At 69.3% G+C, this 11,045-nt stretch carries 11 protein-coding genes and 1 pseudogene; 4 read left to right on the top strand and 8 right to left on the bottom strand.

Going from position 1 to position 11,045, the window contains the following annotated elements; all coding sequences use genetic code 11:
* Nucleotides 1-480: 480 nt before the first annotated feature.
* Nucleotides 481-915: a CBS domain-containing protein gene (locus CM1CMNOD_RS05310; RefSeq protein WP_013872631.1), complete on the top strand. Its 435-nt coding sequence runs from the start codon at nucleotides 481-483 to the stop codon at nucleotides 913-915.
* Nucleotides 916-1,134: 219 nt separating this feature from the next.
* Here CM1CMNOD_RS05310 and dapF read toward each other — a convergent pair whose 3' ends face one another.
* Nucleotides 1,135-2,133 (bottom strand): diaminopimelate epimerase, encoded by a 999-nt coding sequence (dapF, locus tag CM1CMNOD_RS05305; protein ID WP_013872630.1) that lies wholly within the window; start codon nucleotides 2,131-2,133, stop codon nucleotides 1,135-1,137.
* Nucleotides 2,134-2,442: 309 nt separating this feature from the next.
* On the opposite strand from dapF, the pseudogene CM1CMNOD_RS05300 reads away from it, so the two are divergent.
* Nucleotides 2,443-3,834: pseudogene (locus tag CM1CMNOD_RS05300) on the top strand (FAD-binding oxidoreductase).
* Between the two features lie 201 nt (nucleotides 3,835-4,035).
* Here the strand turns inward: CM1CMNOD_RS05300 and CM1CMNOD_RS05295 are convergent.
* On the bottom strand, nucleotides 4,036-4,668 hold the full coding sequence (locus CM1CMNOD_RS05295) for an FMN-dependent NADH-azoreductase (protein ID WP_013872629.1): 633 nt from the start codon (nucleotides 4,666-4,668) through the stop codon (nucleotides 4,036-4,038).
* Nucleotides 4,669-4,798: 130 nt separating this feature from the next.
* Here CM1CMNOD_RS05295 and CM1CMNOD_RS05290 point away from each other — a divergent pair, with 130 nt between their 5' ends.
* Nucleotides 4,799-5,383, top strand: coding sequence for a MarR family winged helix-turn-helix transcriptional regulator (locus CM1CMNOD_RS05290; protein WP_013872628.1), 585 nt, complete (start codon nucleotides 4,799-4,801; stop codon nucleotides 5,381-5,383).
* A 49-nt stretch (nucleotides 5,384-5,432) separates the two neighbouring features.
* On the opposite strand, the gene tyrS is transcribed toward CM1CMNOD_RS05290, so the two are convergent.
* The 6 genes from tyrS to CM1CMNOD_RS05260 all read right to left on the bottom strand — a co-directional run bounded on the left by tyrS (nucleotide 5,433) and on the right by CM1CMNOD_RS05260 (nucleotide 10,060).
* Nucleotides 5,433-6,836: a tyrosine--tRNA ligase gene (gene tyrS, locus CM1CMNOD_RS05285; protein ID WP_013872627.1), complete on the bottom strand. Its 1,404-nt coding sequence runs from the start codon at nucleotides 6,834-6,836 to the stop codon at nucleotides 5,433-5,435.
* Nucleotides 6,837-7,179: 343 nt separating this feature from the next.
* The gene (locus tag CM1CMNOD_RS05280) at nucleotides 7,180-7,491 is read right to left on the bottom strand and encodes a type II toxin-antitoxin system PemK/MazF family toxin (protein WP_043603057.1); all 312 of its coding nucleotides are present in this window, start codon (nucleotides 7,489-7,491) and stop codon (nucleotides 7,180-7,182) included.
* A complete protein-coding gene (locus CM1CMNOD_RS05275) occupies nucleotides 7,488-7,748 on the bottom strand; it encodes a pilus biosynthesis protein HicB (RefSeq protein WP_013872625.1) in 261 nt (86 codons plus the stop codon). Before CM1CMNOD_RS05275 ends, CM1CMNOD_RS05280 begins: the two co-directional genes overlap by 4 nt.
* A gap of 278 nt (nucleotides 7,749-8,026) precedes the next feature.
* The gene (locus CM1CMNOD_RS21525) at nucleotides 8,027-8,374 is read right to left on the bottom strand and encodes a hypothetical protein (protein ID WP_050803341.1); all 348 of its coding nucleotides are present in this window, start codon (nucleotides 8,372-8,374) and stop codon (nucleotides 8,027-8,029) included.
* Nucleotides 8,335-8,751 (bottom strand): hypothetical protein, encoded by a 417-nt coding sequence (locus CM1CMNOD_RS21520; RefSeq protein WP_050803340.1) that lies wholly within the window; start codon nucleotides 8,749-8,751, stop codon nucleotides 8,335-8,337. Before CM1CMNOD_RS21520 ends, CM1CMNOD_RS21525 begins: the two co-directional genes overlap by 40 nt.
* Before the next feature lie 385 nt (nucleotides 8,752-9,136).
* Nucleotides 9,137-10,060: an alpha/beta fold hydrolase gene (locus tag CM1CMNOD_RS05260; protein ID WP_013872624.1), complete on the bottom strand. Its 924-nt coding sequence runs from the start codon at nucleotides 10,058-10,060 to the stop codon at nucleotides 9,137-9,139.
* A gap of 27 nt (nucleotides 10,061-10,087) precedes the next feature.
* Here CM1CMNOD_RS05260 and CM1CMNOD_RS05255 point away from each other — a divergent pair, with 27 nt between their 5' ends.
* Complete coding sequence (locus CM1CMNOD_RS05255; RefSeq protein WP_013872623.1) at nucleotides 10,088-10,750, top strand: TetR/AcrR family transcriptional regulator; 663 nt, start codon at nucleotides 10,088-10,090, stop codon at nucleotides 10,748-10,750.
* Nucleotides 10,751-11,045: the final 295 nt, after the last annotated feature.

The following is an 11,045-nucleotide window of genomic DNA, read 5'->3' as shown; positions in this document are numbered from 1 at the left end:
GGGCAGTACCGGGGGAGAAGAGATAGCCCGAAACCGGCGGGCTGGCGGCGGAGGGGGTCGCCAGCCCGCCGGTCCCCGGCGTCCCGCTGCTTTCCGTGCTGCCGCCGGACGATCCAGGATCGATGTTTTTGTGGCCTGTGTCATAGTGCTACCAGTCCTTTGACCCCGATCCGGTCCCGGCCAGATCCTGGCCTGTCATCAGCCTCCCGTGCCTGTCTGTCACCAGGCCGACAAGCGTCCTGTCGTGGCGACAATCAATCACAGATCGTCCCCGCGACCAGGCATGTCACACGCGTGAACATATCCGCACACAGCATGCAACCTCAGATGACGGGGTACCACCAACCCAGCCGGGAGTCCCCGGCCTCCCATACGCCCGGGGGCTCCCGGCGGCACGGGCCACCTCACGTGGTGGCACCACCAGGCGGTCACGCAGATGCGAGCGCGCAGCGAGAACGCGGGCGCGCAGAAGGGAGTCGCATGACCACGGCACAAGAGATCATGCATCGAGACGCCGAGTGCATCGGTGAGAGCGAGACCCTCGTCGACGCCGCCCGCAGGATGCGGGATCTCGGTGTCGGTGCCCTGCCGATCTGCGGCGACGACAACAGGCTGCAGGGCATCATCACCGACCGCGACATTGTGATCAGATGTCTCGCCGAGGGAAGGGACCCGGCGACGACCCGGGCCAGGGAACTCGGCCAGGGCAGGCCGTTCTACATCGACGCGGACGCGAACGTCGACGAGGTCCTGCAACAGATGATGGAGCACCGGATCAAAAGGCTGCCTGTCATCGACAACAACCAGCTGGTAGGAATGATCAGCGAATCGGACCTCGCGAGGAATCTGCCCGAGGAGAAGCTGGGCCAGTTGGTGGAGGCCATCAAGTCAGGCCCCAGCGACCGCCCCGCCTGAGAAACCATCCGTGCCGTTCGGGCACACGGCACTCCGGTACACGGCACTCGGGTAGATGGTATTCGGGTAGGTGGAAGGCGCCACCACGACGACGCTTTCCACCTACCGCTTCGACCTGCAACCGCTGGTTGTAGGTGAGAACTGCTGCCGTGACAGCGTTTTCCACCGACAGGCACGGAACGCGTAGGTGGAAAACGCTGCCATGGCGGCTTGTTTCACCTACCGCTCTGGCTGGGTTATCCCGGCGGCGCGGATCGCCCGCAGGTTGTCCTCGTGGAACAGTGCGTAGGCGGAGATCTCGTCGGTCAGCACGTCGATGTCCAGATCCCCCGGTTCGGCATGCGCAAGCTGTTCCAGGTCGACGACGGCGCGGTAGACAAAGGTCGCGTTCCCCTCCAGCCGAGGGGTCAGGGCGCCGTCCGCGGCGGGCGTGAGAAAGGACCGCGCGCATCCGCCCGGGTTGCGGACCAGCAGCGGCTCGTCCGCCGGGGCGTGGCCGAGCCGCGAGTACACCGCACGGGACGCGACCACGCCGGAGCCGCAGGACGGCGTCAGCCCGGCGCCGCGCTCGAAGGTACGAACGAATATCTCCCCCGGTGCGGTGAGCGGCCGGACAAACGACACGTTGGCGCCCGCCGGGAGAACCACCGGCAGGCCTGCCGCCGCGCCGCCCACCGCGACCAGCTCGTTCTCGTCGTAGTCGTCGACGACCGCGACCAGGTGCGAATTGGGAACGGCGACCCCGGTGAAACGCAGCGCCGGGTGCAGCGTCGGAATGACCGTGTCGACGTGCTCGGCGCCCGTGGTCACGACAGGGACGTCAGCCGCGCGGAACGTCACCGGGGGAAGCTCGACGGCCACGCTCCACACCCCGGCGGCCACCTGCGGGATCCGCTCGACCCGGAACCGCCCGCCACCTGTCGAGACGTCCAGCGCGTCGGCTTCCCGGCGTTCGAGGACAAGCCGGCCGACGCACCGCAGGCCGTTGCCGCACAGTTTGGCCGACGACCCGTCCGGATTGAAGAAGAACGCCTCCGGTACCGCCCGTGAATCATCGACGAAATATAGGCCGTCACCGCCCAGCGGGCCCTGCCGGTCACAGACGAGCCGGACGAAATCCGCCACCTCGGCCGGTGTCGAGAAAATCCGCTCGGGCCGGCCGTCCACAATGAATATGTCGTTGCTGGAACCGTGTGCCTTCAACAGCTCGAATTTCATGCGAACCCTCCCGGCCGGCGTCCACGGACACTATATGTCCCCGGGCCGGACCGGACGCGGCCGCCGGTCGCGGAATCATCATCGCCGGGCGGCCAGAGCATTCCACCCGGGCGGCCGGCCGGAGCCGGAGCGCCGGGCGCCCGAAGTGCGGCCGGGGCCGCCTCTCGAGGCCTCCGGAAAGACAGGGCCGCGGCCGCTCGATCTTTCCTGGGCGCCCGGCAAGGCCACCGCCGGCAGCTGGGAAGGCGGGGCAGCGCCCACACCAGACGCCGCTTCCCGTGCACGTTCTACTGTCAGCGGGTGACATCGATGCGGACAACCGGGGAAATACTGGCCGCGGCCCTTGCGGCGGAACTGCCGGACGGCGCCGTGGTGACAGAACCGGATCTGCTCGTCTCCTACCGTCATGACCAGGCCAGCGGGACGGAGGCCGGACAGCCGGCCGTCGCCGTCTTCCCCCGCGGCACCGAGCAGGTCCAGGCGGTGATGCGCGTCGCGCACGGCCGGGGCGTGCCGGTGGTCCCCCGCGGCGCGGGCTCGGGGCTGTCCGGCGGGGCCAACGCGATCGACGGGTGTGTGCTGCTGTGCCTGGAGCGGATGGACGCCATCCGCGACATCCGCCCCGCCGACGGGTACGCGGTCGTCGAACCCGGGGTGATCAACCAGCGGCTACGCGAGGCCGCCGCCGCCCACGGCCTGTGGTACGCGCCGGATCCAGCGTCCCGGGACTGGTGCACCATCGGTGGCAACATCGCGACGAACGCCGGTGGCCTGTGCTGTGTGAAGTACGGCAGCACCCGGGACTCCGTGCTCGGCCTCGAGGTGGTGCTGGCCGACGGGCGGGTCACCCGGGTCGGGCGCCGGGCCCTCAAGGGGGTGGCCGGCTACGACCTGGTCAGCCTGTTCGTCGGCAGCGAGGGCACCCTTGGCGTGATCACCGAGGCCCGGCTGCGGCTGCGTCCGCTGCCCGCCGCGCCGACCACCACGGTCGCGGTGTTCCCGGACCTGGCCAGCGCCGGCCGGGCGGCCGAAAAGATCATGAATGTCGCCACGCCGTCCCTGCTGGAGCTGATGGACGCGACGACGCTCGCCGCGGTCGAACGATTCCAGCCCATGGGCCTGGACGCCTCCGCCGCCGCACTGCTCCTCGCCCAGAGCGACCTGCCGGGGCAGGCCGGCACGGCCGAGGCCGAGGCCGTCGTCAGCGTCTGCGAAGCCGCCGGCGCTACCGAGAGTTACCGTTCGGAGGACGCGGCGCAGGCCGACATGCTGCTGGCCGCCCGCCGGCTCGCCTTCCCCGCACTGGAACGCCTCGGCGCGTGACTGCTCGACGACATCGCCGTACCGCGCTCACGCATCGTCGAGACGATCAGTGGCGTCGAACGCATCGCCACGACCAGGGACGTCGTGATCGGCACCTTCGGCCATGCCGGGGACGGCAACCTGCATCCGATGATCGTGTATCCGCGTGACGATCCGGACGCTGACCGGCGCGCGCTCGCCGCGTTCGACGACCTGCTCGGCCTCGCGCTGCGGGTCGGTGGGACGGTCAGCGGCGAACACGGTGTCGGTGTGCTCAAGCGCCGCGGCCTGGCCGACGAACTGGACCCGGTGGCGCGGTCGCTGCACACCTCGATCAAACAGGCGTTCGACCCGACCGGCATCCTCAACCCCGGCAAGGCCCTGCCGCTGCGCCCGTGAGGCCCGCGATTTCCCGGGCTTCCCGACTTCCCCGCGCCTAGCGCTGGACAACCGGCGCGCCCGAGCACGAACACCTCAGGCGCGCCGGCCGGCTCATCCCCGCCCACCCGTACGGAGCATGATCCAGAAGAGTTTGTCGTTCGGTACGCTTTTCGGCCCCGTCGGCGTACACGACGACAAACTCGCGGCTATCTTTTCTGGCTAGGCTGCCGCGCGGGCGGCCACTGCCTTCTCCGCGGCATCGCGGGACTGCTCGGCGAGTGGGATGAGGTCGGCCAGGGCCGGGTTGACCGCGGCCAGCGTCAGCTCGACGTGGATGAAGTTGATGTCGGTCGCGCCGAGCGCGGTGAGCACGTGACGCAGGTAGGGCTCCTGGTGGTCGTTGCCCTCCTGGGGAGTGCCCGGGCCGTACGCCCCGCCACGGGCGGTGATGACCGTGACCGGCTTGCCGTCCAGCACGCTGGGCCCGCCCGACAGGCTGACGGTCCGGTCGACGACGATGACGGCGTCGATCCACGCCTTGAGCGTCGACGTGATCGACCAGTTGTACATCGGGACGGACAGCAGCAGAGCGTCCGCCGCCTCAAGCTCGGCGATGAGTTCCTCACGCTCGGCCCAGGCCGCGGCCTGCTCCGGCGACCGCGCGTCCGCCGGGGTCACCGAGGCGCTGACACCGTCCCAGCCGAGGTGCGAGGGCGGGTTGGCTGCGAGGTCACGGTAGGTCACAGTGCCGCCGGGGTGGTTCTCGCTCCAGGCGGTGGCGAAGCGGCCGGCAAAAGCCCGGGACTCCGAGGTCGGGCTGACGCTTGAGTCGATGTGCAGGAGTGTGGACATGTGATCCCCTTGATCGGGCCGACAGTCGAGCCAACAGATGCGCGATAAAACGGTGTGCAGTCACGATCGTCTGCGACCACACGTATCGCCGATGGAGAATATCTCAGATCGCAAGCAGTAGGATGGGGGGGTGGAGCACTCGGACGCGCGGGAGACGTCAAGGGAGACGTCGAAGGCGATGTCGGGATCGCGGACGGGCACAGCCTCGGCCACCGAGCTGCCGGAAGAAGTCCACGAAGACCTTGGCTGGCTGCTGACCCAGGTCCTGAACGGCTTCCTGGATGCCGCGCAGGAAACCGTCGGAGACTTCCCTGGGGGCCTTCGCGGCCTGCATGTACTTTCCGCAACCGCGAATGGCTGTTCTCGTAACCAACTGGAGGTCGCCCGCCGCCTCGGCATCGACCGGTCGGTCATGGTGCGGCTCATCGACGACCTCGAACGCGGCGGCCTGGTCAAGCGATGTCCCGACCCGGCCGACCGACGGGCCAGGCTCATCCGGCCGACCGACACCGGGTTGCGCCAGCACGAGGAGATGACGGCACGTCTGGACGTGGCCAAACAACAGGTCCTCGCCCCGTTGAGCATCGACGAGCAGGAGTCCCTCACCGCCATGTTGCGGCGCGTGGTCATCGGCCTGCTCCCGGCCGGCCAGTCTCCGGAACCCTGCCTGAAAGATGCCGAGACAGACCAGAAGCGGAGCCGGCGCCCCGCCTGAAGCGGGTTCGGCTTCGCAAGGCCGCGGCCGGGACGCCGCGAACCGTCCGCTACCCGTGCGTCGACGCGGTGATCCGGGCGAGTTTGCGGCCGACCTTGAGGTAGTAGTCGCCGGGCCGCTCGCCGAGCTTGTCCTTGACCAGGGCCATGAGGGGCTCGCGGGCCTCGTCCGCGGTGAGCGTGATCTGCTCCTGGCCGCCCTCGGCCTCGACGACGAGGCGCAGCCCGTTCTGCTGGGCGACGCGGCGGACGTCACCGTTGCTCCTGGCGAAGCCCAGCGCCTTCACCGCATCGGTCACCGACTGCCCCAGGTCGGCGACCTCGGGCAGGTTCTCGACGTCGCCGAAAGCGCGCCGGGAGAAACGGGCGACGAACTCCTCCCGCGCCTTCATCGCGGCGTCGACGCCGTGGACGGCGGCGGTGACCTCGCCCGCGAGAATCTTCTTGAGGTCCATCGGATGCAGCGACCCGGCGGCCAGCCGCTCCTCGGCGACGGCCAACTCGGAGTCGAGCCACTCGCTCAGCGCCTGGAAGTAGGGCGTCACGAGCCGGTCCGGCACGGACATGATCTTCCCGAAGATCTCGCCGGCCGGCGCCGTCAACGGCACGTAGTTGCCCCTGGACTTGCTCATCTTGGCCCCGGTGCCGTCGGTGCCCTCGATCAGCGAGGTGGCGACCACCAGCTCGGGTACCTGCCCGCGGATGTGCATCACGTGCCGGCACATCTGCATGTTGAGGAACTGGTCGATGCCGCCGACCTCCAGGTCGGTGTTGATCTCCACCGAGTCCAGCGCCATGACCACGCTGTAGAGCACCTCGGCCAGGGAGAGCCCCTGCCCGGCGTCGAGCCGCTTGCGGAAGTCCTCGCGCTGCAACGACATCGAGACGGGGATCTGCGCGGCAATCTCGATCAGCTGCGGCAGTTTGACCTCCCGCAGCCAGTCGCCGTTGCGGCGGAACCGGGCGCGGGTGAAGTCGAAGAACGGAGCGACCTGCTCACGGTAGGTGGCAAGGTTGCGGACGATGTCCTCGTCGGTCAGCGCGGGCCGCTCGTCGGAACGGCCGCTGGGATCACCGATCTTGGCGGTCACGTCACCGACGATGAACACCACCTCGTGCCCCATCCGCTGGAAGCGGCTGAGGATGAGCATCGGCACCGCGTGGCCCAGGTGGACCTCGTGACCGGTCGGGTCGATGCCGAACTTGGCGATGAACGGCCTGTCCTTCTTCGCCGCCTCCACGATCCGTTCGGCCAGGGCGTCCGCCGACGGCTGGAGCCGCTGGGAGCGCTGGGCGATGAGCGCGGCCTGCTCGGCCGGCGACAGGTCCGACAGGTCGGTGCCCCGGCGCTCGTTCGTCGCCTCCAGCAGTTCGCGCACGACCGCGTCCGCGGTGAGGTTCGCGTTCGCGAGCAGAGCCGTGGCACGATCAACGGACGTGCTCAGTCGAGTCATCGAAGCTCTCCGGGACGTGGGGTGTGCCTGCCATCCTAACGGCGCCACGCCCGGATAATTCTTCCTGGATGAAGCCGAATTCAGTATATGATTTTTATCAATTAGACATATGATCATCATAAACTGAAGCAGTGGCACGCCAGCGCCCCGCTCGACCCCGCCCACGCCCGCCAGCCGCCATCCGCCCCGCGGCCGAACTCGACAACAGGCTCTGAAGCGACGGACTTCCGAGCTGCTTCAGAGCTCACTTCCGAGCCTGCCCCGCACCGCCCGTACGACACCGATCGCGCCTGGCTCCTGGTGTGGTCACCGCGGACAGGGCGGACAGGAGAGTGCCGCCGAGTCAGCGTTCGGGCGTGGCCAAAATCTTGAACAGCATGGTGTTGGCGTTGGTCAGCGTCTGAGTGTCGACCCGACGCAGGCATTCGCCCAGACCAGCCTTGGCCACAAACGTGACCAGACCCATCACCGCCCACTGCCCCTCACCGAGGTCGACGCAGAACCCCTCGTCGGTAGCGTGCTCCACGACCAGGGCGACCAGCACGGTCGGTTCATCGACGATCTCGTTGTAGACCGTGGAGCTGATGACCAGCACCACCTGCGGCGCGGGGCCGGTGCCCACGGTCCAGACCTCGCCGCGCCGCGGTGATCTCACTCGGTGGTGCCCGCGAGGTTGGGCAGCCCCGCCGTCGCGAGAGCCCGCTGGTTGGCTTCGCCGAAGGCGAGAGCGGCACGAGCCACCGCCGGATTGGCCTGCACCCAGGCTCCGTGCGCGGCGCAGCGCCGGCGCATGTCCTCAGCGTCGAGCACACCCTCGACCCAGGCGTTCATCGAGGTGTGCTCGGCCTCGGCATACCGCCTGACCGCCTCGTACGCCTCGTCCGAGAGCCGAAGTGTGATCGTACGCGTCATGCCCGACATGCTAGCAAGATATGACAGCAACCCCTGCCGGCAACGCGGAACACTCCGTCGCACCGAGACAGCCCGGCCAGGTCACCGCCGTCTCGCCAGCAGCGCTCCGCTCACCACGCTGGTCGAACCAACCAAGATCTCAGCTGGAACCCTCTGATCCGCGGCCGGGTGCGACAACCGGACGACGAGATCGCGGCAGCACCCCGGAGCAGCACCCCGGAGCAGCACCCCGGGGCAGCACCCCGGGAAAGGGGTGGAAGTCACCCGGGTGGCTTCCGTCAGGTGGGTTGCGACCAGGCATGGGCGAGCAGTTCGTAGGATCGGACCCGGTCGGTGTGATCGTGGGTGACCGTGGTGATGAGCAGTTCGTCGGCCCCGGTTACGTCACACAGCGTGCGCAGGCCGCGGACGACGGTCGCGGGCGAGCCGACGAGCTGGGTGTCGATCCTGTCCGCGACGGTCGCGCGCTCCTGTTCCGTCCACGGGTAGGCCGCCGCCTCGGCTGGTGTGAGGTATGAGGTGATGCCCTCGCCTCGGCGGATACTGGCCGCCCACGCGCCGTAGCCGCTGGCCAGCCGGCGGGCGGCTACGGCGTCCTCGGCGACGACGACGTCCGCGGAAACCATGACATACGGCTCCCGCAGTGTCCGCGACGGCCGGAAGGCGGCCGGTAGGCCGCGACCGTGTCAAGCACGGCGGACGGCATCGAATGGTAGTTGGCGGCCAGTGGCAGCCCCAGCTCGCCAGCGGTCCGCGCGCTTTCGCCGGCCCTCACCGCGCAGATCCACAACTGCGCGTCGACGCCCTCCGCGGCGGGCGCCCGCAGGTGCACACCGCCGGGGGTGCGGTAATCGCCGCGGACGAGCGCCTGAATGTCGCGGACCTGCTGCGCATAGTTGTCGTCCGCGCCGTCCCGGTATCCGACCAGCTCCAGTTGCTGGCGAAGGCGGCGGGGATCGAACAGGAACGTCGGTGCCGCCGGGATGAGCAGGCCGTCGACCACGCGGGGCCTGGATGCGGGTCCGCCGGGCTGGCCGCTTCCCGGCGGATCCCCGGTCGCCTGTCTCCGCCATGAGATCACCGTCGCATCAGGAGCGGCCCGCCCAGAAGGTACTCTGCCCGACCATCTCGAAATTCGTCCGCGCGAGCGTGATGTGCTTGGCCACCGTGTGGATGTCAAGGAAACAGCGGTCCAGCCGGCTGGCGGCATACCGGGAACTCCGTCCCGGCCAGGTCGTAGAGCGTGTCCACGGCGGACACGGTGTTCTCACCCACGGCCGCGGCCGTCAGACGGATCAGAGCGCTGAGGTCATCCTCCCCGCCGTTCCCGCCACCCGCCGCCGCCTGATCGGCACCGTCGTTCTCGCAGGCGACGGGACGGTCGGGAGCTATCGGTGCGCCGCGTCGTTCTGGGTGGCGTCGAGGAAGGCGAGCAGGCGGTCGTCGACGTCGCTGCCGTGTTCGAAGCCGGGTCCGTGCCCGACGCCGGGGAGGATCTCGGCGTGGCCGTACAGCATCAGTCCAACCCGTGCTCGGGCACGCTCGGGATGCAGCAGCGGGCTGCGTGCGCCGATGAGGACCAGGGCCGGGGTGTGGATGGACCGCAGGTCGCTGTCGGTCAGCGGCCTGGGTGCCGGTCGCCGGGTGCGGAACGCCCACGCGCCGGTCAGCAGGACCTTCTTCAACTCGGGCACGAGCAGGACCGGGTTGTCCAGCCGCACCGCGAGCCGCCGGCGGACCGGTGCCGGGGTCAGCCCGGCCAGGCCGTTGAGGTACATCATCCAGATGAAGCGGGCGCCGACCTTCTCCAGCCCTCCCGGGTCGAGCGCCACGATGCTGACGAGCCGGTCCGCGGCGTGCAGGGCCTGGTTGAGCGCCAGCCAGCCGCCGTAGGAGTGCCCGATCAGGTGCGCCCGGTCGACGCCAAGGCCCTTGAGGGTCTGGTCCAGCCAGGCGGCGCTGGTCGCCGGTTCGTGGATCGGCACCCGGGCGGCGCTGCGACCGGGATCTCCCAGCGTGCCGAGAGCGATGACGGGGCGCCGCGCGCCGAGGGCGGCGACGAACGGATACCACTGGACCGCGTTGGAGTTCGCGCCGTGCAGCAGCACGACGGGCACACCGTCCCGCTCGGCGGCTGCTGGCTCGGTGGGCCCATAGCAGTGCACATGGGTGGTGCCGAAATCGGTCTCGACGTCGTCTTCGGTCCAGGGTGTCGGCCACAGGGTGAACGCCGCCTCGTAGGCGGCGAGAAAGCGGTCGCGCAGCGCGTCGCTGCGGAACCGGCCGGCCGTCGGGTCCTCCGCCGCTTTCATGGTACGGTTGTATCACGAGAAGGAGTTATGCCGAAACGAGTCGACCACGACGTCCGCCGCCGACAGATCGCCGACGCCCTGCTGCGCGTTGCGGCCACCCGCGGGCTGCACAACGCCGGGTTCCGGGAGGTCGCGGCCGAGGCCGGCGTGTCGGTACGGCTGATCCAGTACTACTTCGAGACCAAGGAGCAGCTGCTGCTGTTCGGGCTGCGCCGGGTCGGCGAGCAGTTCGGCCAACGGGTGGCCATCCGCCTCACCGATGCGGCCGCGACACCGTCCGGTCGCGACCGCATCGAGCTCGTCCTGCTGACGACCCTGCCCCTCGACGAGGACTGCCGACTCCTATACCTCGTCTACAACCAGTACTTCGCCCTCGCCCTCACCGAGCCCACCCTGGCCGCGCAGCCCTACGGCAACGACCCCGACATCCTCGCGACCTGGCTCGTCGAACAACTGCGCGCCTGCCAGGCAGCCGGGCACCTCCCGCCCCACACGAACCTCGCCGACGAGGCGGTGGCCCTGCTTGCGATAACCGTCGGACTCGGCAACGCCGTCCTCGCCGGAACCAGATCGGCCCACGACGCCCGCCGCGTACTCGCCGGCTACCTCGACCGACTGCTCAGCCCGCCAGCCCACGGCATGCACCAGCCCCCCGCCGGCAACCCGACCAGCGAGCCCATCGAACAATAGGTGCCCCGGCGACAGGACATGAGAAGACGGATCGCCCCCGGGGGGTGGACATCGCAGCTTCCGGCAAAGCTGACCAAAGGCCAGCAAGCAGCCGACACCAGCTCGTGGAGGTGGCGGGAATCGAGCCTGTCGAAAGCACGGGCAGGGCCGATCGCGGGTGGCCGGATCATCCGCACCGCGGTGGAGGTGACCCGGTGAGCGCCGAGCCGATCATCTCCTTGGATCCCGCCGCGGACGCGGGGTTGATTGCCGCCACTGTCGAACATACATTCGCATATCAGATGCAGACCTTCGC

Origin of the sequence: Protofrankia symbiont of Coriaria myrtifolia (assembly GCF_900634755.1) — a bacterium.
Classification (GTDB): domain Bacteria; phylum Actinomycetota; class Actinomycetes; order Frankiales; family Frankiaceae; genus Protofrankia; species Protofrankia coriariae.
The sequence above is the reverse complement of the archived record's forward strand: the minus strand, read 5'-3'. Positions and strand labels throughout refer to the sequence as shown.